Below are 25,519 nucleotides of genomic sequence, written 5' to 3' on the forward strand. Positions count from 1 at the left end.
CTTTTTCATTTAGGTTTTAACTGTTATTATTTGTGCCGCCCTGCAAGGTGCCAAGGCTGGTTTTGTTCAATATTATCGGGTTGGTTTCCTGGGTGTCGTCATTGCAATCACTTAGCTGCCCCTGCTGATAAACAGTGTACAGTTTTTCAATCACGTCGATGAATTTGCTGTTCAATACCGGATCGATAGGCGTATCAGTACTTATCGCTATGTGTTTGGCAGTAAGCCAGTCTTTATAAACTACTTCAAAATCAACCATCTGGTCATGCCCAATGAAACAGATCCGCGGCAAAATATGAGCGGGCGTTTCGGTGCGGATGAGCCGCTCGGCATAGGTGCGGAAAGCTGTGTTACGTAACCTTACGCTATATCCCGGCAGTATCACACAAACCCGGAATGAGTATGGATCAAGCGGCTCGCAGTACACACCGTTAGGATCAAGGCAAACCGGCATAAACTGGTGATGAGTGTTGTCATCGCCGGTATAATCAAATGGCGGGCGCAGCAGGATATTTTCTATCACGTACATGCCCTCCATCTTGAAATCGTTTTGCATAAATTTGATGATGAACGCAATCTCGGTTTCGATGGCAGCGGCGCTGAACTCCATATCATTATGAGTAAGCAAAGTACCAGCAGAGTTGGCTATATTATAAACATACTTACCCGCGGTAGGCCCCGGACTTAAACGATAGTTTTCTCTGTCGCAAGCCAGTACAGATACCAGGCCCAGGTCTTCATAAGCATCAATCTCTTTTGAATAATTTGCATTCCCCTTAAATTTCACCACACCAAGCTGCGATATCGTCCAGTTATAATGCAGGGCATCGGCTTTAAACAAAAGGTAATCCTCAACGCTAAGCTGCTGCATTTTATAGTTAGAGAAACCGAGCAGCATTGAGATCCGTTTTTCCATGCCCGATACATTCACCAGTTGCTGATCGGGCGTTTTAGCGTTGTACAAATCCATTCCGCTGCCGCGGCAAATGCTCATCTGGTCATAGTCTTTCAAAAACTTAACCTTATGCCTGATGATGTTGCGCTGATAATCTTCGCCGTAAATGCGGTACATTAAAAATACGTACTCGTTAAACTGCTCGGCAAAACGGGCCAGCAAATGATCGAGGAATTTATTTTTCCGTTCGGGATAGTTATCCTGCCCGGTTTCTTTAATTACATCATCAATCGTTTTCTCCCATTGGGCATAACCATCCAACAGCTTTTCCGCATCGCGGATGCCATTTACCGCATTACTGAAATAGGTTTTACGGATGCTGTCATCGGCAGTAAGCAAAATCCTGGCATTTGCAAGCTGGGCGAAGTAATTGGCCAACACCTGGTCATAAAACAGCAGGTAACCTTTAAGCTGTAAGGCCAGCGAACGTTGCTCGGTGGTAGCAGTTTCTGGCAGGCCCAGCGGCGAGATACCGTAATTTTCAGGAAACTGATTTTGCAGGGTTTCATAGTGCCCTATATCCCTGTAATCGCCTTCGGGTACCGGCAAATCAACTATCTTTTTAGCCTCTACATTGTCCTGCCAGTCTTTCCGAAGCTGGTTAAGATCGGCTTGGGCTTCGGACTGTTTCAGTTCGATAGGCACCACATCCTTATAAAATGTGAATGATGAATTGGTTTCGCATAAAACAGGTTTATGGCCATCCTGTACACAAAGTAGCCATTCGTTTGATTTATAGATCTTATCGGCAACCTCGCTCTGCGGCGCGGTACAGCCGCAAAAACCAAAGGAAATTCTTTTCACCAATCGTACACCGTCAATTTCCATGATAATGCGGTACAGATCAGACAGGCGCACCTCTGTACGCAATTGCGAGGCCGCAAGTTCGGCCGGGATGATAAACCCTTGTTTAGCAAATTTGGCATCAATACCCTGCAGGTTTTCAAAATCAAGTACCGGGCCCTCAAAGATCTCGTCGGTCTGCATGCCTTTATCCAGCAATTCTTTAAGCAGGTAAAATTTAATATCGGGTGTAAGGTATTGCTCTATATTAAACATGATCTGCGCCCAGATCATTTCAGGATCGGCCTGGGGCTGAAGCTCAATTTCGGCACAGATAACTATTTCCTGGTTTTCAACGGCCCTTACCTGGTCAAGATCCTCACATAATTCGCGGAAGTAATGGTATACAGATTTTATTTGTTTGATGATGTCATCCTGTTTAGCTTTGATCTTAGCGGAATCGCCCCCCAATTCGGGAAAATCCTCAAAATCAATCAGGATATCGTTGATGCCTTTTAAATCGAATTTAACCTCTTTACCGGTCAGGGCATTTTCGCCGGGTTTGGCGTAACGAAGCAGCGGTTTACCATCAGGTTGTTTATAGTTGGCTATAATACTATGGGGCGATTTTTTGATCCAGGCATTCCGCACACCATCTATCCGCACAAATAATTGACGGTAGTCGTCGGGTGTAACCGGGTAAGTGGGCAATATTTTTATGGCAGATAAGAACTGCTCATGCATACTGGTGGTATTGTCATGATCAACCGCTAAAATATTTTCAACGGGCAGGGTAATGCGGTAGTTAAGATCGGTAAGCGCATAGCAAAGCATCTCCAGCGTGGTAATGCCCGGGTCATGCACGTTATAATCCGACCAGATGGCGCTGGCCAGGTCGCGGATATGCTGCATACCTTCGGTGCGCAAAGTATTATACTCGGGCCCAAGGCTGGTATCAATTTGTTTCGGTATGGTTAACTGATCAATCATGGGCATGTAGGTATGGTTTTGGTATCAATTAAATGTTGCTTTGCCGATACAAGGATTGCCTTTGAATTGCCTGCCTCCAAAACATCGGGGTTTGCGGGCCCCGATGCTGTGAAGTACATCTTAAAATCGGCTATATAATCAACATAGGGTAGTTCTTCAATAAAGCGGATCACCACACTTTTGTACAGGATGCCGCCAAAATCAATATCGGCATTACGGTTAAAAGCCCAGGGCGACAGGTAATTAATCACATCGGTATTCAACTTAGCCACGTATAGGTTTTCATCCAGTCCGAAGTAAAATTTCACCTTAAAATCAAGGATTACCTCTTCATAATCAGGATTAATAGCCAGCAGGTCAACATGCATAGAGTTTAATCCCGACAGATATTTGGTAATCTCGCTCAGGGTATTTTTGCTTACGCGAGGTTTAAATGGATCAAAACTGATCTGGTTACGGATATCAGGTATGGCTACCACCCTTACGCTGCCCGGGGCAACTTCAATATTATCGTTGGTATGGTTAAGGCATTTAACCCTAAACACCTGCGGAAACTGCGCCATTACCAGGTGCTCATAATCCCAGATGGTGACAGCCCGGTGTTTATGCCTCAACCGTTCACTTACCCTCAGGCGGAAAGCGCCGTCATCTTCCGGCAGTAAACCGCCAAACGAGGCATATGGCTGGGTAACCGATTTGATTTGCGGCAGCCTGTCGACCAGTTTGCTGATTGTACCTGCGGGCAACCCGGTTTCCAGGTGCGAAAGTTCATTATCATTATCGGCAAATTCGGCTTCGGCAGCCTGGATATGTACGTTGATGAATTTACAAACCGAATCTATCGTTACTGCAGTTGGCAGTTCAACCCTAAGCCAGGTGAGGCTTTGGTTTAGGAATGTATTGTTGGTTGTAGCGCCTTCGGGGATTAAAAATTTGATGATCCCCGAGCGCAAAAAATCATTGGTATCGTCGCTGATGATATTGCTTTTATCCAAAGCAAGCCATTCATTGCCCGATAAATAATACCATTTAGGTTGAATAGTATCCGAAAACGAGGGTGCAAGCGCGTCTTCGCTCCCTTCGGCCACCTGGAAAAGAATACTGGCTACCGAGCCTGTTTGGATGCCTGCAATCCCTATGTAAAATGCCGCAAGGTCAGGCGCTTGGGGTATGGCTGTAATATTACCATCAATAAGGCCATGGAATTGTTTTTTGAGGAAAGCATGCTGCTCGGCCTGGCCAAATGGTGTTTCGTGAAAAAATTGAACGTTATGGTTCACGTAATCAGCCAGCAAACCAGGGTTATCATTACTGCCGGTCAAATCGTCAATCTTATTTTTAGCCGATGCCTTGTAATCGAGCTTTAGCGATGCTATTTCGGGAGTATAGGGTTCTTTAGGGATAAGCGCGGCCCTTGTTGTATCTGTCATGGCAGCGGCAAACAATTGCGGATATATACTATGCATAAAATCCTTTGCAAGGCTTATACGGATATAATTATCCTTAACTCCTGCCGAAAAATTTTCGGTTTGTGTTTGAACTGTAGTAGCAGTTTGCTGAAACCCAACAAAACCCAGCACCGGGAAAAACATCTGCATTGGTTGCACGTACTGTTGCACCAGCGCCTTTTCGGCCTGCGGCCAGCTACCCTGTTTAAAAGAGCCCGAGACATTAAAATACAGGTATTTATTAATAAAATAAGGTGCGGGATTTACCGTTTGCTGAACGCCATCCGGCTTAAGCGTAAAGGTATTATCGAGCACGTTGATCTCACTGCCATCGCTTGGGAACCATGCACCGTTTTTAATATAGGCTACTTTTGCTTTAAAGTCACTTTTGGCTGTTATCACCCTCGAAGTCCCCGTAGTATCTGAAGCCTCATTACTGGCGTTAATGTTATATGCACCGGGGCTTAATGTCGACTTGAGATAATCTGTACGATAAGCCGTATAATAACTTTTCAAGTCAGCAGGTACACCTTTCCATTCAATATTGGGCGTAATTTCCGTCCACTCTTTTTGAAAGATCTCAGCGCTGCCGATGTATAGGGTTGAACCAACTTTTGGCAGAGCGCCAAAGGCAAAAAAGGGCTTTGATGGGTCAATTTTACCGTTATCATTTTCAACGGCCAGGTTTTTCATGCCTTTCACAGTCACATCTATCTGCACATTATTGAGCTTAGCTTTACTCAGCGCAACATAAACAGGATAGGCATTATCCTGAACACTCATCAGTAGGCGGATTACCGGGAAATCGGTTTTATAATTTTCTTTATGAATAGCCTGATCATAGGGCACAACAGCCTTAGCCTTTGCCGGTATATTTACTGTAATAATAATTTGCTGCTGATTAACTTTAAAGGCATCTGTAGTTGGAAAATCGGCCTGCAGCCACTCTTTTTCTGATGTTAAAAAAACTTTAAACAGTTGGGCAAGCAGTGCAGGATCAATAGTACCGAGCCCAGAAAAGTTGAGTGTTAAAGTTATGGTACGGTCACCCTCGCTCATGAGCAATACTTTTGATGCAAAAGCAAAGCCCATTGATGCCGTTGGCCAGCTCTTGCTGCCAAAAGGGTTCCACTTAGGTACATCATCTTTAAAAGGCGTACCCAAACCATCGGCCGAAAAAGTAACATCGGCATAGGCTACCTTCTTATCCGCGGGCGATTGGTACCAGCTTTTCATAGCCGCTATAGTGGCGCTGTTTACAGCCAGCTCTGCGTTTGTTTTAAAAACAACCGGTTTGGGTTTGGTGCTTTTATCTTTACCGGCATCAAGTGGTGTGCCTTCCGGCAACAGGAAACCGGTGAGGTTACGGGCAAGCTCAAATATTACATGTACCTTATCGGGTACTTCGGGGCGGTTACGCAGCTGCAATACCCGTTTAAAATAAAAATCAAGGTGCCGGCCGGTAAACTGGTTCAATGCATCTTCCGAATGCTGTAAAAGCATAATAAAACACATAAACAGGGCCAGGTGCGGTTCAACATCGCTTTTGATACTTGAGTCGGGAAAACCCAGGCCGGCATTCTGCATTTTAACCTCAACCTGCTTCAAAAAATCCTGCAGCGCTTTTTTATCCTGGATGAAAAACGGTTTCCAATCGCCCTGGGGGTAATGGCTGTCTTTCAGGGTATAATAATTTATTTTATCGGCATAAGCAGCAGCGAACGTAAGCCAGTCTTCCATGCCCAATTCCTCAATTGGGGCGCTTGCTGGGTCAAGCGCTTTCAGGAAGCGCTGTGACTGGCTTGAGCCATCACGTTGAAGCGGATTTTTATCGTTACAGGCCATGGTTAGTTCTTATTGGTTGGTAGTTATGCTGGTAATGTCATTTTTATAATAAGGGAACACGTAGTTGTACCTTGAATTGGTGGTGCGCACCGTGTAATTAAGCTTAATAAGCAAAATCCCTTCGTTATCCATACTGGTGTCAACCTCGGTGCTGTTTAGCGTTATCCTGGGTTCAAAATACAGTATGGCAGTTTCAATCAAATCCTTGATATAGGTTTTGAGGGTAAGGTTTACAGCCTCAAAAACTATCTTTTGTAAATCGCACCCGAAAGTTGGCTGCATAATGCGCTCGCCCAGCCGGGTGCTGAACAGTATGCCCAAACTGCTTTCAATATCGGCCTCGTCGGTAAGCATTTCAACTTTACCAGCAGTCTTGTCAAAGCTTGGCGGGAAGCTCCATCCCCTGCCTATAAAAGGTATTTTTGGTTCCATTGATCAGCCTCCGATTATTACTGTTGGGCAGCCTAACACTATTGATCCGCCATGGGCCGTGCTATCGCCCATGCGGGCGGCGGGTTTCCCTCCTATCAGCACCGTTGCCGAACCCATGATTATCGAATCATGCGGACCGGCGCAGGTACACATATCGCCCACGCATACGGCCGGCATACCACCAATGAGCACCGTTGGTATCCCCGGCCCTATTACCGGCCCGCCTACGTGAGGCGAAGGCCCGTTGAACATAGGGCATACGTGCATATCGCCTATCCTTGCTGCTGCTCCCATTTTTTGTTATTAGTTTATTTGTACAATTGAGCCTTTAAGCGCTGCTGTTCCGCTTGATTTTACTTCCACACTGGCCGATCCTTCGGCCGAAAGGGCGGTATTGGCTTTCAGGCCCAGGTTCATTCCCTCGGCATTAAAATCCTGCTGGGCTTTAAGCACCAGTTTACCCTGGGTTTCGATGGTGATACCATCGCTGTTCATTTTTATCGAGTTGTTGTTCTCATCCTTTAACTCAATCGCCCCGGCGTCTTCATCCATAGTTATCTTTTTCCCGGCCGGCGTTTCAATGGTTACCGATTTTTTATCGTCATCAAAAATGAGCTTCATTTTGCTGCGGGTTACAAAACCCTTTTGGTTATTGGCATCGGCCGCGGTTAAAGGAGCGGTTTTATTGCTGCTGTTAAGCATGCCCAGTACCACCGGTTTACGAGGATCGCTGTTTAAAAAACCAACAATTACCTCATCCCCAACTTCGGGCAAAAAGAAACTTCCGCGTTCCTTGCCGGCATCCAGAGTTGCTACACGCGCCCAAATCCCCTGATCATCAGCGCTGATCACCGGCATACGTACCAGGATGCGGCATTCGCCATCAGGATCGCTTTCCAATTGTGTTACAACCCCAATCTGCAAACCCGGAACTGCCTGAATTAAAGCCGAAGCAGGCTTTATACTGGTTTCAAACTTTTCGGTAAACCATTGCGGATCCAAACCAAACTGTACTTCCAGTTGCCAGTCGCCGGCCGAGATATGATGCTGAATGTGGCTTACAAAGGTGTTGCCGTTAAACCTGTCGCTCAGGTTACTGAGCTTAATGATCATCCCCGGCTTTACTGTATGGATGCCTTTAAATTTCACCCTGCCCCGCACTTTTGAAAGCACCTGTTTTTGCTTGAGCGATGTTGCCCAGGCCTGCAACTCGGGCTGTGAAAGCTTGCCGCCATGGTTAAGCTGATATTTACTTTCATTAAATACACCAGCCAGATCATCACTTGTCAGATTGCCGTTCAGTTCGCCCGATGGCGGGTTAGCATCAACCTTTTCAATTTCCTGTGATGCCGGGTTCCAGGTGCGGCCTGTTATGGAGGGGAACTGGATCCTTGAATCAATCTCGGCATCCAACTCCAGCATGGTTGCGCCAAATGATAATTCCACAACCGCGGTGCCGCTTATTTCCGGTTTTTTGATGGAAAGGGTATTGTCATCAGTATAAACCAGCATCCCGTTCAGTTCAGCGCGACCGGTTATGAAATCCCAGTCGGTAGCTTCGTATTGCACCAGGTCGCTGGTGGTGATGTTCATATCGGCAACATCGGTACTTAAACCGCTGTAAGTGCCTGCTATAGTAGTTATAGCATCGTTGTCCTTCACGTTTTCGCCAAAGTACTTGCTGTGGCGGGCAAGTGTCATGGCAATGGCCTTATCGCGGCATTCAATAACCAGTTGCGAACCGCTGTTACGCAGCTTGATACTATGCTTGATAACCACACCTTTAAACAGTGTATAATTATCCGATTCGTAACCACACAAAATCTCGATGTTTTTACCCGGCACAAACAAGTCGCCGTTGCTGGCATCAAACTTTTGGGCCGAGGTATCACCATCAATAATCACCAGTTTGGCGGCTGCTATCCGGTTTACGCCTTTATCAATCACCATAGCCTCCACCTGCATGGTGCGGGGTATCTCGGTGCCCTCAATTTTTACAATCGGGGTAACAACGGTACTTGGCCGGGTGGTTTCTATGGTGCGGCTATCTGCCATGATCTGTTATTGATTTAATGGTGGAAATTTGAGCTTTGTGCCTGTTTTAAGGTACCTGAAATCGTTAAGACTGTTTGCCCGGGCTACTTCTATGTAATACTTTGAATCGCCGTATATCTGGTAGCAGAGCAGCGGCAATGTGTCCCCTTCGTTAATTACCCTCATTTTTGTTAAATCGGGCGACTGGGCATTTTCTTTAGCTACCCGCTTTTTATCCTCAACCGAACCAATGAACGAAGCTTTTACAATTGCCCTGAGCGGGCGGCCCTGGCTATCAAACAGTTTATAGCTGATATCCATTGTTTCCAGGGCCCCGTCAAACTGAAGCGTTCCCCAATAGATACTTACAAACCTTGGCCGGTGTTTATCGCCCTGGTATTCGATGATGAGTTTCTGCAGGTTGTCGATATCCTCGTCAACCCCCAACTCACCGGCGGTAGCGCCGTTGATGACCCCAGTGCGATCGAACATTAACTCGAAATCCATCTTCTGCGGCTCAATCTTGGAAAACTTGGGCAGCTTGCCCGAGGTTCCCTGCGCCTGCTTGTCAGAATACTTGATCTCGATCTTCTGGCTGTAGCTTTCGGGGTTAACCTGTACCGTCATAGAGCCTTCTTCATTTTTGCTCTTCGGATCGGACCAGGCCACGATCTTCATTTTGGTTACGTTATCGGCCATCAGCGTTCGTTTTTATTTTTCAAAATCTCCAGTATCTGTTCTACGCACTCGGCAATGATCTCATCTTTATCACCGCCTCCGCCGCCACTACCGCCACCGCCACCTGAGGGCTTTGAATCCTGTTCGGCAGGACTTTGATTTACGCTCACGCGGATGTTCAGTTCTCTGATCTCAATTGGCATAACATCAGGTTTGAAGGGTGTAATACTGGTATTGCAGCTCAAAGCTTTCAATTGCGATACTGTTTTGCTCGGCATTCAAATCGCTCAGGCTCCATTTTTTTGGCCAGGCCTGCACTACATTCCAGGTTAAAAGCGGGTCATGTTCCTCGTTAAGCAGGCTTACGGTCAGGTCTTTGGGTTCGATAATAAAATTATTGAACACGTTATTGCACCAATCCATCAGCAGTTTTGATTCGGTAATGAGCCCTCGCTTCAGCACCAGTGCCGGAAACTTGGCCCTTACCGGCAGCGCGTGTTCAAAACGATTTTCGCCGCCCTCCTTTTTGGATTCTGTTTCCATCTCCATGGATAGGCCCGATACGTTCTGGAACCGGCTGTCGATTTCCTCATCGCCAATGCCCGTAAACACCACCTTAAAGTGAAAACCTAAAGGCGGATAACCTGATTTAGCGTCGAAGGCCATGATTAGCCGTTTTTGATGGTTAAACCTTCGTGCGCAACCTCAAGCGTTTCAATTGCAGCCTCGTTGGCATCTGCTTTCAAATCGGCCGACTGGATCTTAACCGGGAAGGCATTTTTAACCGACCAGGTAACTACCGGCTGATGCTCTTCGTTAAGCAGGTTAATGGTAAGGTCGCGGCGGTCTATCTGGTTTAGTTTTACGGTGTTCATCCAATCATAAAACTCGTTATCGTTAGCAAATGTGCCGCGTTTTAGGGTGATGTTACCGTATTTGCGCATGCCGGGCATTTTTACCTTATTGTATTCCTTACTGCTGCCTTCGCGGTATTCAACCACTTCGGTTTCAATCTGTAAGCCGGTTACTTCGGTAAAACCGATGCGTGTGCCACCCCAGTCAACCTGGAAATGGAATTTGGGTAGAGGATAATTTGCCATTTTATTTGTTTTAAATGAAATTCATTGATTTATATCGAAGCTAAAAGCGAAATGCATAAAGCTTAAAGCCAACAGACTAATTTTCAATACTTATGAAATTAATTAATAGACCATATCATTAACTCTCCTGCATTTTGTGCGAGAAGCGGAGGATGATGAACTCGGCAGGCCTTACTACAGCCATACCAATTTCAACTATCATACGGCCCTCCAAAATGTCAAGTGCGGTCATGGTTTCGTTAAGGCCAACGTGTACAAAAAATGCGTCTTCGGGTTTAGCGCCCTGTAAGGCACCGGCACGCCATTGCAGCGTTAAAAAGTTCTGGATCATTACCCGCACCTTTGTCCAGGTGTTGGCATCATTGTTCTCGAATACAAAAGGATAAGTAGCCTTTTTAACCGATTCTTCAACCATGATAAAGAAACGCCTGACAGGGATATAGCGCCATTCATTATCATTACCTGCTAAGGTACGCGCGCCCCAAACCAAAGTGCCCCGGCCCGCAAAAGCCCTGATAGCATTGATTGATTTACCCGTAGCCGTAACGTTCATATCGTCCTGGTCGCTGTTGTCAATTTTCACAGCGGGGCCAATCACATTGTTAAGGCTTACATTGGCAGGCGCTTTCCAAACACCCCGGGTACCGTCAACATTGGCATACACCCCTGCTATTGCCCCAGACGGGGGAATAGTGCTCATTTTAAGCGTTATTGCCGAGTTAGCAGCGCTGAAAAATACGTTGCCCGAGAATAAAGCCTGCTCGGCAAGGTTTTCATAAAACAGGGCACCGTTTATTAATGCGCCAAAACCTGTTAAAATGGTGGCAACGGTATCCTGCAGTGCCTGTACAATGGAAAGTGCGCCGGCTGCATCTTTGGTAAAATTATCTGCATTGGCAGCTATTGCCGCATAGGTTGAATTGGTTATCCAGGCTGTATTATCCAATACCGAATAAACAGGCGTTGGATTGCGGCCGGCGGTTGTATTAGCAGCAACCTTGGCATTTTTTTCGTAGGCAATGAGGTTGGTGATGGCAGCCGCAAGTTTTGCATCTTTGCTCAAGGCATCAATATCTTTGCCATACAACGCACCAACAGCGGGTGCATCTTTAGCCTTTTTACCCGCGGTAACAATGGCGGCCAACAAATCGAGGTAACTGGTTAGCTGTACATCGGGAGTTACATTTTGAGCGATATTATTTGCCAGTGCGGTTAGCTTTGCTTTAACGGCATCAATACCACTTACCCTCAATGCAGTAGCGTCGGCGGCGTTGCTAAATACAGATCCGATTACTTTATCAGTATCTTTGATAGCATTTTGCAGATTGGTTACCAGCGCCTTTTCATCAGTGCTTTTTGAAAAGCCATCATAATTGGTGATCTTGGCCGGTACCCCTGCATTATTCCAAAATTCCATCTGCCTGAAATCAACATTGACATCATAAGTGGTTATGATCCAGGGATAATATGCCGCGCCGTAGTTAAGGTTATTGATCCCTATCGAGCTGCGGAAGTTGTCAATAGGCTTATTGCTAACATCCTGGCGTTTATCGCCCTGCAGCACATCAAGTATCGAAAACCTATCCTGCATGGAAGCGCACAGGCCCAACGCTTTGGTTTGCAAACCGCTAAAGGCAACAAGGTCGGGGTTACCACCGTTTACCAGCTCAACCGCATCGGGAAACAGGATCAGTGTAGGCTCATCCTCGGCCGATAGGGTATCGATACCTCCTGATAAAGGCGGCGCTGTTACTGCAGACGAGAAATCTCCCACCGAAACGATATAGCATGGCCCGCCGCCATTGTCAAAATACTGCCTGAGCGATACATACAGGTGAAACCGCTTATCGGGTACCACGTTCAGGATCTGGTTTGTAGCCGGATTAACAGTAACCTTAATGGTTGCCGGTACATAGCCGCCGCCAAATAAGCTTTCAAACTCGAGCAACGATTTTATGCGGGTTGGTACATTTACCAATGATTTGCCTTCAGGAGTTAATGCAAAAGCTGTAAAACCTATAAAGGCGGGTATAGCGGTTTCAACCTGGGCAACTGATGGCGGAAACAGTGCAATCTCCTGCACGTAAACTCCGGGTGTTTTATAAGCCATGACTAATTGATTTAAGATTGAACCATTTTATGACTGAAACGAAGAATGATAAACTCGGCCGGACGAACCACAGCCATGCCTACTTCAACAATGAGCCTGCCTTCCAGTATATCCAGCGAGGTCATCGTTTCACCAAGGCCAACGTGTACAAAGAAGGCATCCTCAGGCTTGGCGCCCTGTAAAGCGCCTGCACGCCATTGCAGTATTAAAAAGTTGGCTATCATACCACGTACCTTTGCCCAGGTATTACCATCATTAGGCTCAAATACAAAGGGCTGGGTTGAGTTTTTAACCGATTCTTCGACCATGTTAAAGAAACGCCTTACGGATATGTAACGCCATTCGTTGTCATTACCTGCCAGCGTACGTGCTCCCCAAACTAATACACCCTTGCCCGAAAATGCCCTGATAGCATTTACCGATTTACCGGTACTGGTAACATTCATATCTTCCTGGTCGGCATCATCAATTTTTACCATTGGGGCTGCTACCATGTTAAGGCTCACATTTGCCGGCGCTTTCCAAACACCCCGCGTATTATCAACAGAAGCATATACACCTGCTATTGCCGCTGCGGGAGGTAAAATAACCGAGAACAGGCTGGTTTGCTGTTTGATATAATTATACAGATCACTGTTTAAGTGATAGATAGAATTGGCTGTGTTGGCATCATCGCGCAGAACGGCAGCGGCCGGAAAATCCGTTGGTGTAACGCCTGTGCCTGAAACAATTAGTTGTTTGCTTTCATTGCTGAAATAATTGATGCTGGTTTGCAGCCATGGATAATAGGCAGCACCATAACTAAGGTTATTAACCCCGATAGCTGTGCGGAACGCAGTTGCGATATCGCCAAACGCTTTTTTCCCTTTATCGGCTACTGCCACATATGGGTCAATAAGTACTACCCTATCCTGCAGAAATGCAGCCTGGGCCAATGCCGCGGTAAATAAGCCATAATAGTCTGCAGGTGCGGTAAGGGTTACGGCATCGGTAAACAGCAAGATTGTGGGCTCGTCTTCCTTTTGAACCGCGGCAAGCGCGTTTCCGAGCAAAGCTTTGTCGACATTAACAGCTGCACCTGTTTGACCTGCCGAAACAATGTAACAAGGGCCGCCGCCATTGGCAAAGTAAAGCTGCAGGCAATAGTACATCCTGAATTTCAAGGCTGCGTAAGGATCGTCAACCGCGGCATCAAATGAAAATACACCGGCCGCCTTTTTGATTTTAATACCGGTTGCCGTTCCGGTTGTGGTGAACAGGGTATTCTCGGCAAAACCAAAAATCTGCTCATACTCTTTAAGCGATTTGATCCTGACAGGGTTGTACTGCAGCGATGCCCCGTTATAGCTAATATTTTGTGTATAGCCTATAAAGGCCGGGATAGCCGTTTCAACCTCGGCTACCGATGGAGGTAGGAGTGGAATTTCTTCCACGTAAACACCCGGAGTTTTGTATGTTGTTGCCATATTACTGTTTTTTACTTCCTAAAAAAATATGTCTGAAAAAATCTGGTTGGTTTCTGGTTTAATAAGGGATGCCGTTGCATTGGGCAGGTCGATAGTGGTTGGATGATTATTTTTATCCTTCACTTTCACAGCTATGAAACCCTGCCGGGTAAGGGGCAGCGGGTTATCAGTTACTGACGCCGCACCAAAAGTTTTACCTATATAGCGCCAGTAGGTTGCCCGGTTTTTAAACCGTAAACTAAACACCGGCGATTTAAGCGTGGTATCCGCCTGTAGCAGGTTATAAGTTGCACCGCTTGTTTTAACACAGATATCAATAAAAGCCCAGGCCGATGAATCCATACTGTAATAAAACGGAAAGTCGTCAGTATAACCTGCGGTTGCCAGGTGGGCAGTATATAAACCTTCCGGTAAATTGCCCATATCAGCTTTGATGATGTTCAAAGGCCCGGTTTCCACACTACCGGGCACGTTTACAACATTGCCAAAGCGATCTTTTATAGTGAGTGCCGGGGTTTTATTAGCCACCGTAACCTGGTAAGTAAATATGCGTCCAAATTGGCGGATCAAATCATTATTACTTGCGTAGGCCAGCGGTTTTCCGCCTACCAGCGGATCAGCTACCCAGTTGCCCGCCGGGGTAGCGCCCGCTTCCGGATCAAGGTTATTCTTTTTCTGGGCGATAAATAATTTAGTTGGCGCAGCCTGGTTATCTACCAGCATATCGCCGGGGTAATAGTCGGTAGCAGCCTTGTACACATTCGGTGTCGCTGTTAAAAACGGAGCCACGCGCGGCGAATACGAAGGATCGTTGGTAAAAAAGTATACCATACCATCCGGCGCCTTTAACGGCAGTGAGCTGTAGTTGGCAAAAAGCCCGTCGTTAATGGCCAAACTAAAGCTAAAAACGGTATTATCCGGCGGTACTATCTGCGGCTGCTCCTTACCTCCGTTCAAGGTGTATGGGATGCCGGTAATAATGCCGGTTTCGGTTTGTTTATAAACCATGTGCAAGCCTGCGAACTTTGCCCTTGTAGCTTTAGTAGGCGTCACGCTCATGAAACTGCCTATATCATAGCGCTCCAGCATGGCCAGGCGCGCGTCGGCACTCAGCGTGTCAAAGAGTGTGATACCGTCATCCAGGTGATAATGATGACGGATGTCAACCTCAAAAAGCGTTTCGTAGTTCAGGTCCAGTACCATCGGGTTTATAATTTACAGGTTAATCGCCGGCACTAATCGTTAGCTCAATTTATCGCTCAATTCTATCTTTTTAATGATGCCTCGTGTTTCGGTCACATTATCGCGCAGTATTTCAATCAGTCTGACGCGGTACAATACATATGGAAATTGTTTGCCGCCCAGCGTGCTCCACAGGTAATTGGCCTGCTCAAATGTGGGCGAGTAGATATCAAGTATAAGGCGAAAATCGCCGAGGCCTACTTTCGTGGTCGGGCTGTTTTGTTTGGTAAAAGTGCTCTTGCCCTGAAAAAATTCGACGATATGCGACAGGAAGATCAGTGATTTTTCATAAGAAGAATGCAAACAAGCCGAAAACAAAACATACAGGTTAAGGTACATTGGCGCGTTGCGATAGTTAATATCATCGCCGTTGCGTACATAGTTCGGTATGTTTTTCATGGTAAACTCTTCGGATATATTTACCAGCGTTACCAGGATATTCTCAAGCCCTTTGATCTCATCATCGCTCAGGTGGGCCACGTTTTTAAGCTGGGTGAAGCTTGAGCTGAGCCCGCTGTTCCCGTCGGTTGTTTTGAGATAGTTATTTAACTGCTCGGCTAAAAAACTTACGGTTTGGTAAATCATGATAATTAGATGTTTATAGGTGTTTGCAGGTTAGCTGCTGATGTTAATCCAAAATTGGGCATCAGGCTTTAGTAACCTGCAAGTGTATGCACGCTAATTACCACGTATTTATACGCAATTAAGGCACGTATAAATACGTGGTAATGAACAGGTTAAAACAACACAAAACCTGCAAATTTTATCAAAAACGAACTTTTTAAAATGGATAACCAGTTGTCACGGCGCACTCTTCTTCAAATTCCATAATTTAAGCGCGGCGTAACATCGACAAAACCGGAGAACCTCATATCTAATTGATGTTCAAACAAATATCTCAAAATCAAGATACTACTATCCTAAAGGATACCGGTATCCTTTAGGATAGTAGTATCTTTTTGATATCTATTAGGGGTAATTTTGCTGCTACAAAACATACAGCAATGAAAATATTACATCTAATTAGCAGCCCGAGGGGCGAAGCATCATTCAGCGTAAAATTAGGCAGGGCCATCGTAAGTGAATTACAATCGGCCCATCCCGATCATACATTAACTACTCATGATTTAACCACTACTCCATTCCCACACCTGGAAGAAGCACACATAACATCTTTTTTCACTCCTGAAGAAAAAAGGACACCAGCGCTTGTTGAAGCCGTTAAACATTCGGACGAGGCAATTGCCGAACTAATGAATGCCGATGCCGTAGTTATTGATGCACCAATGTACAATTTCGGCATTCCATCAACCTTAAAAACATGGATAGATCATGTTGCACGTGCGGGCAAAACTTTCAAATACGATGGAAAAACACCTGAGGGATTAGTTAAAAATAAAAAAGTATACCTTGCCATTTCATCGGGCGGAGTATATTCTGAAGGATTCATGAAAGCTTATGATTTCACCGAGTCCTATTTAAGGGCTGTACTGGGCTTTATGGGGATGACGGATATTAAAGCATTTAGAGTTGAGGGCGTAAAGGTACCGGGCATGCAGGAAATTGCTTTAGATAAAGCGATACAGGCAATTGAGCTTTAATATTAAAACATCCGGAGGAAGTAGTTGCTTTCTTCGGGTGTTCTTGTTTTAAATTTTAATAACAAAGCTATCCGTTAAAACAGCTGTATTTTCGTCCTCATCGGCTAAAGTGTAATATTCACCGGTTAAGGTGAGCCCATTGTTAATCTTTTCAACAGCGATCTTTAAAAAACCATGACGGGTATCGCAACTGTATTCAAGGCTAACCCCATCAAACCTGGAATCTTCGGCAGTAAAACCCGTATTGTCGGTCAAAGCAATTGGATGCAATTCATCAAAGCCTCCGGTACCGGCAACAATATAAGGCATCATGGTTAAGTCATTATATTCCTTACTGAAACGCTGATAATTGTGTACGTGCCCGCTAAAAACTATATCAGGCCTGATGCCGGTTTCTTCAAAAACACCTTCTAAAAAATCAATCATCGGCAAACTGGCTCCATGATTAATATCTGCCGAATAAGGGGCATGGTGCATACAAAGGATAATTGCCTTATCTGGCCGCTGCATATCGGCAGATCGCAGTTCCTCCATAAACCATTCACGCTGCTCGCGGGTAACAACGCCGTACTTGGGCACATTGGTATGTAAACCGATGATGGTTGCCAGCGGGGCATCCATTGTCCAGTAAATATTGGGCTGAGGCATGCTTTTGCGGTCTATCCTTCGGCTTAGCATTACCGGGCGCGAAACAGTATCACAAAACACAGTTGTAAAAGCATCAAGGCTTTGATACGGCATCGCGGCAGCAGGATTTACATCACTATCATGGTTACCGGCTATCGCGAATATCGGCCCGGGATAAAGGCTATAGGGTTCAAAAAACTGCTCATAATAGTTTTGAGCCTCGCCGTAGTTGTAAACGACATCACCTAAATGGTATAAAAATTTCGGTTTACCGGCGCCGGAAAGCGCTTTATACTGTGCAGCCATTAAAGCCGCTATGCGCCTTTGCGAACCCGGATTACGGATGCTGCCGGTATCCCCTACCATATGAAAAACCATTTTGTCATCAGCAATGCCGGGCACTACATCATGTATGGATAGATGATAGGGATAATTGCCGGAGGGTTCGGGCAGGGGCTGAAATTTATAGCTGTCATCCGGCTGATCTTTTTTGATGACCGGGCCTGTGTGTTTTAACGAGGAAATTAAAGCCATCTGCTCCATGATGTCAACAAAATTACGCAACCTAATATTAAGGCAGGGTTAAATTGGGGTTTAGGGTTTAACAGGGCCAGCCTGAAATCACGGGTTCAAAATTCTATCAGGCCAATGGTAATTGAAGTGCTTACCTTTGCGGCATGAAAAACTACAAAATAATCTTATCTGCAGCCCTGCTTACTTTATCGGCATGTAGTGTTAATCATGTTAAAAACACATCTGCCGGTTCTGATTCTGCTAAAAATCAAAGTTCTGCCCCTGCTATAAGCGCCAGCCTGTTTGCCAAAATGCAAATAAAGCCCACAATTAAAATTGGAGACGCCGTTGAGCTAAAATTCACCGTTTACAACGATGCCGACACAGCCCGTCAATTTTGCAAATGGCATACCCCATTTGAGCCATTGATGAGCAAATATCTTGACATTAAAGATGCAAGCGGTCAGGAAATACTATACAAAGGCGCAATGGCCAAAAGAATTATGCCGCCACCGCCTAGCAGCTATATTAAAGTTAATCTAAAGGATAGCTTAACGGCTACTATTGACCTGCTAAAGGCTTATGATATCAGTAAACCATCAAAATATACTGTTATTTACGTAGGGCAAAATATGAGCGGGCTTACCGTGAAAGACAGTGTAGCGTTTGTTTATGAAGGGAAGTAATCCCCCATCTTCGCGCACAGTCAACTCACCCGGTCTGCGCTTCGCTGGCCCACCCTCTCTCCGGCTTCGCCGCAAAGAGGGAAACGAAAATAAAAAATGCCCCCCTCTTTACGCTCGCGTAGAAAGGGGTGACGAGCGCAGCGATGTCGGGGTGAGTCTATACGGTGTTTAATCCCTCCGAAAATCAAGAGGCTACCTCCTTCATTTTCTTCAACGCTGTTTTAGCCACCGTTAAAGCATCCTGTGCATAATAACTTTTATTAAAAACCTCGAACGAGATTACCAGCGGCCGTTCGGGGTTTTTAACTATTTGCAGGATCTGTTTAATCGGGGCGATACCATCTCCGCAATAGATCCTGTCGGGTTCGGAGATGAGCTCAGGACTGATACCTGCCGGATAGTCATTTACATGAAAAATATCCAGTGCGCGATGACCAACATAATTTAGGCTCTCTACTGCTGATTGCCCCTTAAAAATGTGGAATACATCGAGCAAAATGCGGGCATTCGCTTTACCGCATTGCGTAGCTACATAAAGTACCTGGCTTATGTGTTTCAGATTTTGTGAGCCGCCCCACATTTCCAGTTGAGGCATAACACCGGTTTGTTCGCCCATTTTCAGGATGGTAAGATATCGTTCGGTTACCACATCCAGATCAAGTACAGGGCCTTTGGTCACGCCCGCCGGAGGGGCTGCAATGCGATGACAGCCTATCTGTGCCAGCATGTCCATTTCCCGTTGAAGCTGCTCCAGCGCTTTTTTACGGGTAGGTTCATCATTGGCCAGCCATGGGGCAAAACCTATGGCATCTTCAATTTTCAGACCTAAGCCCGCGATGATCTTTTTGGCTTCAGTCAATGACCCGCCGCTTTGCAGATAAGTTTGCAGGGTATCTATCCAGATCTCTACTGAGGTAAAACCGGCTTTGGCAGCTACTTCAAGCTCTTTAACAAAACCAAGATTATGCCCGCGGATGGTGCTCATGTTTAATGAGTAAACAAAGCCATTGCCTGTTTTTGGAGCTATGGGCGCTGCTACCGCTCCGGTTTCGCTCAATACGGCAGCCCCCGCCGTTAAACCTATCGCTTTTAACACTTGCCTACGGTTTAAATTACTCATATACTAATCCTTTAAACCTTTCAGATAGGCAATGGTAACAGGCAATTGCTGGCTGTACGACGGACTTTCATCCTCAATAAAGTAGTGTTTAATACCCGCCTTTTTTGCAGCTTTCAGCACTTCGGGGATATCAATTTGCCCGGTACCTAAGGCAACATCATTTTTGGTATCGGTACCGCCGGTAAGGTCGTTAGCTACGCCTTTGCGGATATCTTTCAGGTGCATCAGTTTCATCCTCGACGGATACTTATTGATCAATGCAGCCGGATCCTGCCCGCCATGGAACGACCACAGGATATCTATCTCGAACGAGACATATTTCGGATCGGTATTTTGGGCGATATAATCAAACAGTGTACCATCGTTATAAGTTCCAAACTCGTAACCGTGATTATGGTAACAGAAGCTTAAACCCGCTTCACTTAGGATCTTACCCACCCGATTAAAATCGGCAGCGGCTTTCTTGGCATCATCCAAAGTAAACTCTTTACCATGTGGGATCCAGGCAACCATCACATATTTAGCGCCCAATATTTTAGCCAGCTTGATCACACTACCCGGATCATTAACAATGGCTTCATACCCCGCCCCGGTTGATGGGATGCTGATACCGCGGTCATCGCACATTTTCCTGAACTCTTCGGGCGGCATCCCTTTCGGCCCTTCGCCTTCAATTTCAGTTATGCCCAATGATTTTATAGTATCCAGCACGGCAGCGGTACCTTTTGGCATACTACTGCGAAATGTGTAAGCCTGCACCCCTATCGGGCCGGTAAATAATGGTTTGCTTTGTGCTGAAGCTTTGTTTTGTCCCCAAGCCATAACGGCTACGAAGGCTATAAAAATGGTTGATTTTTTCATGGTTAATCAGGATTTAAAAAAGGCGTCATTGCGAGGTACGAAGCAATCGCGAACTATACAGAGCGGATCCTCCTATGGGGGATTGCTTCGTACCTCGCAATGACGTGGTTATGAATAAGGTTACTCAACAAACTGAATATCCTTTAAATTTAAAATACCATCACTCGGTTTAGAATGTTTTATGGCGAAGAAATATACATCATGCTTTCCCCTTACTAGCTTACCCAACACCCCGGTTACTTCACCGGTTTTATCCCAGGAACCCGTGGTTGAATAAACCACAGAGCTGATCACCGGCCCGGCCTGCGAATCGAGCCTCACCTCTATCTCCCCGTCATAATCCTTCGAGGCATATTTATAAGCAAACTTGCTAATGTTGGTCAGGTCAATATTCCTAAACAGTACGTATGATTTATGGTTACCTGCCGACAGGTCATCTTTAAATCTATTAAAGCCTTTCAACTCATCGGCATAAACAGCCTTCTCTGCAGCATTACGCAACACCACCATATCCGTAGCTTTCAGCGGACCAACAACTTTACCGCCTTTATCGGTATAAGAGGCCAGCAATGTATACTCTCCGCGCGGTTCGGCATCATTAAATTTCAGATTGAGTGTTCCGGTTAAGGGCAAAGGCAATACCGGGCTCTTTTTATCCGTAAGCGAAAAAATGTATTTCACTATTTCTCGCGTGTCGGCATTTGATAGTTGCGGATGCGCACTCATTACATGCTCGGTACCCCAGCTACCCGCGCCGCCCGCAATTATCTTTTTGGAGAGCTGCTCAATAGCTCCCTTTTGTGTTTTGTACCGTTTTGCAATAGCTAAAAAGCTTGGCCCAACGGCAGTTTTGTTAATAGTATGGCACGATTTGCAATCACTATTAGCCATCAGCCCCTTACCCGGATAGCTTACCTCGGTAGTTGACAAAGCCGTTAAGTTTTGTGTGGTACTATTGGCCGAGGGCTGGGGGTTATAGATATAAAATAATTTCACCCTTTTGGGATCTATTTTACCGTCCTCCTTATCACTAACCACTACATGGTAGCGGAAAGGCTTGCCTTTCCAGATGAATGATTTATTATCAGCACTGGCTATGGTAACTTCGGGTTTGGTATTGCCAACTCTTACAATTACCGTATCCCGACCAGACAAGCCGCCCTTATCCGTTACTTTTAAAATGGTTTTATAAACGCCCGGCTTAGTAAAAGTATAACTTGCCGAGGGTGTGGCAGCCCCAACAGTTTTACCATCAAACAACCACTGATAAGTGATCTTATCGTCGTCATCTAAATCTTTACTGTTCTGGCTGCTGAAAGTTACCTTAAGCGGCGCCTGGCCGGCTATTTCCTTTTTAGCAGGAAACTCTTTTAACTCCGCGGTTAAAAACCTGGTTTTGGCGAATTTATTAAATGCCGCTGTATCCGAAATACTTGCTTTGGCAATCGGCGCACGGTTACCTGTATTGTACTCAATCTTAACCAACCGGGCATCTTCATTTTGAGCACCGTAAACTGAGCCATACTCCAGCATATACAGGGCGCCATCCGGGCCAAACTCCATATCAATTGGTCGGCGGAAATCGCCGCTAGCGGGCATGAAGGCTTCGTTGCGTAAATAGTTTTCATCCTTATCAAACCTCAGGTCTATTACCCAGTTGCGCATCCAGTCGGCCACAAACAAGGCGCCGTCATAATATTCAGGGAATTTGTTCGGATTTTTGATATTCTTATCAAACTCATAAAAATCGCCGCCAATAGCGCAGCGGCCCCCCATACCCAACTCGGGAAACTCATCGGAAGCAGCATACGGATACCAGATCATGGCCGGGGTAGCAGGAGGTAGTATGTTTAGCCCGGTGTTATTCGGCGAATTGTTTACCGGTGCTTTAGGATCAAAATTTGGCCCTGGCCTGGCATTCACAAAATCCCAGTGCGAGTAAGCAAAGTTGTTGCCCACAAAATATGGCCAACCAAAGTTGCCTGCTTTGCGCGCCTGGTTAAACTCATCGTACCCCCGCGGCCCGCGGGGTGAATCTTTACCTGCATCAGGCCCAATCTCGCCCCAGTATAAAACCGATGTTTTAGGATTTACCGCAATCCGGTATGGGTTACGGCAGCCCATAACATAAATTTCGGGCTTGGTTTTGGCCATACCTTTCGGGAAAAGGTTTCCTTCGGGGATGGTGTACGTGCCGTCAGCCTCGGGGTGGATCCGCAGGATCTTGCCTTTAAAATCGTTGGTATTGCCGGCGCTGCGTTGCGCGTCAAGGCTGTAATGTTCCGTTCCGGGGCGCTCATCCAGCGGTGCATAACCATCAGAAGGAAAGGGGCTTGAACTATCGCCGGTTGACAGGTACAGGTTTTTATCCTTATCCCAGGCCAGCGAACCACCATGGTGAGCACCGCTCACCTTTTGTACCGGTACTTTAAGCAGGATTTTCTCTGATTTAAGGTCGAGCACGTCCGCCGGACTTAACTTGAAGCGCGAAAGCTGAAAATTAAGAGGTTCGATGGTTTGCCCGGCGGGCATATAGTAGATATAAACAAATTGGTTCCTGTCAAAATCAGGGTCGAGCGTGAGGCCGATAACACCCGTGCCGCCTTCATAGGTGATCGGGAATTTATGGATTAATTTAAACTTATTGGTTTTGGTGTTATAAACGGAAAAATTGCCCAATAACTGGGTGAAAAACACACGGCCATCCTTTGCTGCCGCCAGTTCCATAGGTGAAGCAATGTTACTCACCAGCACAGTTTTGATAAACCTGGTTTGATCGGGCGCTACTTTAGAATATGATTTACCATAATCAAGCGGTTTGCCATTGCCCATCGCATATTTGATACCGCCGAGCAATTGTCCCAAAAACAGGGGATCGCTGTAGCTTTCGTCGGTATGGCCGCAGCCTGTATAAAATGCCCGGCCGCCATCAAACTCATGATACCAGGTTATGGGATGATTAGCGCCGTTGATGCCACCGTCGTAAGTATTTTCATCGAGACTTGCCAGCACATGGATGCCACTGTATATAGATTTGTAATTGTACCATTCATCAGTACGCTCCCACCTTGTGGGCAAGTTGGCAGTGGCCGGCTGGCTTTTATCGGTTACATCAATAGTAGCCTTCCGGATATTAGAGTTGTTAGGATGGCTTGAAAAATAGGCACCAACCAGTTTGCCGTACCATGGCCAGTCGTACTCGGTATCAGCCGCAGAATGTACCCCCATAAAACCACCGCCTGCCTGTATGTAACGTTCAAAAGCTGCCTGCTCAACCGCATTAAGCACATTGCCTGTAGTGCAGTTAAATATTACTGCCCGGTATTTCTTCAGATTATCGTCATTAAAATTAACAGAGTTGGTGGTGGTATCCACATCAAAGCCATTCTCGTTACCTAATTTTTGAATGGCCGCTATCCCAAACGGGATGCATGAGTGGTGCCAGCCCAAAGTTTTTGAAAACACCAGCACACGCGGCTTGTCAGACGGCTTTTTAAAGGAATAGAGCAGGAAAGTTAATCCTGTCAAAAAAACGAAGGTGAGTTTTGTTTTTAATGACATGTTTGAGGTTATTATTGGTTTACATTTAATGAACAGCCATAAAAGCAGCATTAATCCATCACCTTGCTAAAAGGATTTATAAACAAGGCAAAAAAATATGAAATGCAGTATCGCTAAAAAGGCTGTTCAACAATTGGCTAACACAATATTACTATTTAAAAAACTCACTGTGTATTAATTACACTTTTATTTTTAGCAGGAATGGATTTGTAATTGAATTGTTACTACCATCAATACAAGATGGGATCTGCCGGATGCAGAAGTGTATAACCGAGCCTCCGCCGGCTTCATTATAAAGGTAAGGTGAGGGACATTTTTAATAAAGTAAGTCACCTTGCAGCGAAAGCTCACTTCGCCGGTAAGTAACCATCATATACTAAGACAAAATCTGGTTCCGGTACTGGCGCGGGCTTACCTTTTTAATCACTTTAAAAAAGCGGTTAAAGTTTGATACATTATTAAAACCGCACTCATAGGCTATATCTGTAATACTGTTATCTTTATTACTTAGCAGTTTGCAGGCATAACCAATTCTTGTTTCATTTACAAACTGGGTAAACGACTTTTGGGTACGCGCCTTAAAAAACCGGCAAAAGGCAAATGTGTTCATGTTAGCCACATCGGCAATGGTATTTAGTGAAATATCCTCTCTGAAATTATCAAAGATGTACTTAAACACCTGGTCCATACGCTTACTGTCATGATACTGATAGTAATTGATATAGTTGATACTGGCCAACAGGTTATGCTCCGGGTCTGCACTCATGATATTAAGGATCTCGAGCAGGGTGATGATCCTTTGCAACCCTTCCTGCTGTACTATCTGGTACATCAGTTTTATTACCATATCACGGCTTTTACCCTTTAGCTCCATCCCTCTTTGCGCCTTACTTAAAAACAACTCCACTTTGCGTATGTTACCAAATGCCGAAAGATTCATGAGCAATTTTGACGGATTGAAGTGAATAGATAATGAATGCGCATAATATTCAGGGTCATCCTCGTTGGGTTGTTCCTGGGTATTATGCCAAACATGCGGAATATTTGAACCAAGAAAAATAAGCTCCCCGCTTTCAAAATAATCAACCAGATCGCCGATGATGCGCTTGCCCGAACCTTTTACAATGTGTACCAACTGGCATTCTTCATGAAAATGGAACTCACTTGAGAAAAAAGGAAGCTTTACTTCCCTGGCAACAAACAGGTCTTCTGACTGTACCCCGTCAGACAATACGGCTAAAATTGGTTTCATTTTAACAAAACATGAAGAGAAAAGCTAAATATAAGCAAAAATACTATCGAAAGTTGCCAATTAAAGTGAAAGTAAAAAATCAAACCGCGCTAATTTTACAGCATCATACCTTATCCGGAAAGGTATAATAAACCGATTTATAAACACAAGGAACAAGATTTCATTACGGCTTTTCGGCATAGAACGGCCTGAAACTATTTGCAAAATATATTTAC

20 protein-coding genes are annotated in these 25,519 nt (G+C 45.5%); 2 read left to right on the forward strand and 18 right to left on the reverse strand.

Annotation, left to right across the window (positions count from 1 at the left end; translation table 11 throughout):
• Window positions 1-16: 16 nt before the first annotated feature.
• The 13 genes from ACEN82_RS16025 to ACEN82_RS16085 form a co-directional block, all read right to left on the reverse strand.
• A complete protein-coding gene (locus tag ACEN82_RS16025; RefSeq protein WP_413318489.1) occupies window positions 17-2,728 on the reverse strand; it encodes a baseplate wedge protein in 2,712 nt (903 codons plus the stop codon).
• On the reverse strand, window positions 2,725-6,021 hold the full coding sequence (locus tag ACEN82_RS16030; protein WP_413318487.1) for a baseplate J/gp47 family protein: 3,297 nt from the start codon (window positions 6,019-6,021) through the stop codon (window positions 2,725-2,727). The genes ACEN82_RS16025 and ACEN82_RS16030 overlap by 4 nt, the downstream gene beginning before the upstream one ends.
• A gap of 9 nt (window positions 6,022-6,030) precedes the next feature.
• Window positions 6,031-6,453, reverse strand: coding sequence for a GPW/gp25 family protein (locus tag ACEN82_RS16035; RefSeq protein WP_413318485.1), 423 nt, complete (start codon window positions 6,451-6,453; stop codon window positions 6,031-6,033).
• Window positions 6,454-6,456: 3 nt separating this feature from the next.
• Complete coding sequence (locus ACEN82_RS16040; protein ID WP_413318483.1) at window positions 6,457-6,747, reverse strand: PAAR domain-containing protein; 291 nt, start codon at window positions 6,745-6,747, stop codon at window positions 6,457-6,459.
• A 9-nt stretch (window positions 6,748-6,756) separates the two neighbouring features.
• Window positions 6,757-8,508 (reverse strand): type VI secretion system tip protein VgrG, encoded by a 1,752-nt coding sequence (vgrG, locus tag ACEN82_RS16045; protein ID WP_413318481.1) that lies wholly within the window; start codon window positions 8,506-8,508, stop codon window positions 6,757-6,759.
• Window positions 8,509-8,514: 6 nt separating this feature from the next.
• On the reverse strand, window positions 8,515-9,186 hold the full coding sequence (locus tag ACEN82_RS16050; RefSeq protein ID WP_413318479.1) for a CIS tube protein: 672 nt from the start codon (window positions 9,184-9,186) through the stop codon (window positions 8,515-8,517).
• On the reverse strand, window positions 9,186-9,368 hold the full coding sequence (locus tag ACEN82_RS16055; RefSeq protein ID WP_091171172.1) for a DUF5908 family protein: 183 nt from the start codon (window positions 9,366-9,368) through the stop codon (window positions 9,186-9,188). The genes ACEN82_RS16050 and ACEN82_RS16055 overlap by 1 nt, the downstream gene beginning before the upstream one ends.
• 4 nt (window positions 9,369-9,372) lie before the next feature.
• Window positions 9,373-9,831 (reverse strand): phage tail protein, encoded by a 459-nt coding sequence (locus ACEN82_RS16060; protein ID WP_091171169.1) that lies wholly within the window; start codon window positions 9,829-9,831, stop codon window positions 9,373-9,375.
• Between the two features lie 2 nt (window positions 9,832-9,833).
• Window positions 9,834-10,265, reverse strand: a complete 432-nt coding sequence (locus tag ACEN82_RS16065) for a phage tail protein (RefSeq protein WP_090524162.1) — start codon at window positions 10,263-10,265, stop codon at window positions 9,834-9,836.
• A gap of 118 nt (window positions 10,266-10,383) precedes the next feature.
• On the reverse strand, window positions 10,384-12,375 hold the full coding sequence (locus ACEN82_RS16070; RefSeq protein ID WP_413318476.1) for a phage tail sheath C-terminal domain-containing protein: 1,992 nt from the start codon (window positions 12,373-12,375) through the stop codon (window positions 10,384-10,386).
• A gap of 11 nt (window positions 12,376-12,386) precedes the next feature.
• The gene (locus ACEN82_RS16075) at window positions 12,387-13,841 is read right to left on the reverse strand and encodes a phage tail sheath family protein (RefSeq protein ID WP_413318474.1); all 1,455 of its coding nucleotides are present in this window, start codon (window positions 13,839-13,841) and stop codon (window positions 12,387-12,389) included.
• Between the two features lie 18 nt (window positions 13,842-13,859).
• A complete protein-coding gene (locus ACEN82_RS16080) occupies window positions 13,860-15,044 on the reverse strand; it encodes a hypothetical protein (RefSeq protein ID WP_413318472.1) in 1,185 nt (394 codons plus the stop codon).
• Between the two features lie 39 nt (window positions 15,045-15,083).
• Window positions 15,084-15,668 (reverse strand): Pvc16 family protein, encoded by a 585-nt coding sequence (locus tag ACEN82_RS16085; protein ID WP_090524152.1) that lies wholly within the window; start codon window positions 15,666-15,668, stop codon window positions 15,084-15,086.
• A gap of 419 nt (window positions 15,669-16,087) precedes the next feature.
• On the opposite strand from ACEN82_RS16085, the gene ACEN82_RS16090 reads away from it, so the two are divergent.
• Window positions 16,088-16,684, forward strand: coding sequence for an FMN-dependent NADH-azoreductase (locus ACEN82_RS16090; protein WP_413318470.1), 597 nt, complete (start codon window positions 16,088-16,090; stop codon window positions 16,682-16,684).
• 48 nt (window positions 16,685-16,732) lie between these two features.
• On the opposite strand, the gene ACEN82_RS16095 is transcribed toward ACEN82_RS16090, so the two are convergent.
• Window positions 16,733-17,845: a metallophosphoesterase family protein gene (locus tag ACEN82_RS16095; protein WP_495643984.1), complete on the reverse strand. Its 1,113-nt coding sequence runs from the start codon at window positions 17,843-17,845 to the stop codon at window positions 16,733-16,735.
• 143 nt (window positions 17,846-17,988) lie between these two features.
• Between ACEN82_RS16095 and ACEN82_RS16100 the strand changes: the two genes are divergently transcribed.
• The gene (locus ACEN82_RS16100; RefSeq protein WP_413318466.1) at window positions 17,989-18,510 is read left to right on the forward strand and encodes a protease; all 522 of its coding nucleotides are present in this window, start codon (window positions 17,989-17,991) and stop codon (window positions 18,508-18,510) included.
• A 184-nt stretch (window positions 18,511-18,694) separates the two neighbouring features.
• Here ACEN82_RS16100 and ACEN82_RS16105 read toward each other — a convergent pair whose 3' ends face one another.
• The 4 genes from ACEN82_RS16105 to ACEN82_RS16120 form a co-directional block, all read right to left on the reverse strand.
• Window positions 18,695-19,630 carry a sugar phosphate isomerase/epimerase family protein gene (locus ACEN82_RS16105; RefSeq protein ID WP_413318464.1) on the reverse strand — a complete coding sequence of 312 codons (936 nt, stop codon included), beginning with the start codon at window positions 19,628-19,630 and terminating at the stop codon, window positions 18,695-18,697.
• Window positions 19,631-19,633: 3 nt separating this feature from the next.
• Window positions 19,634-20,491, reverse strand: a complete 858-nt coding sequence (locus tag ACEN82_RS16110) for a sugar phosphate isomerase/epimerase family protein (protein ID WP_413318462.1) — start codon at window positions 20,489-20,491, stop codon at window positions 19,634-19,636.
• 120 nt (window positions 20,492-20,611) lie between these two features.
• The gene (locus ACEN82_RS16115) at window positions 20,612-24,052 is read right to left on the reverse strand and encodes a ThuA domain-containing protein (RefSeq protein ID WP_413318460.1); all 3,441 of its coding nucleotides are present in this window, start codon (window positions 24,050-24,052) and stop codon (window positions 20,612-20,614) included.
• A gap of 376 nt (window positions 24,053-24,428) precedes the next feature.
• A complete protein-coding gene (locus ACEN82_RS16120; RefSeq protein ID WP_413318458.1) occupies window positions 24,429-25,304 on the reverse strand; it encodes an AraC family transcriptional regulator in 876 nt (291 codons plus the stop codon).
• Window positions 25,305-25,519: the final 215 nt, after the last annotated feature.

This window comes from Mucilaginibacter sp. Mucisp73, assembly GCF_059491465.1.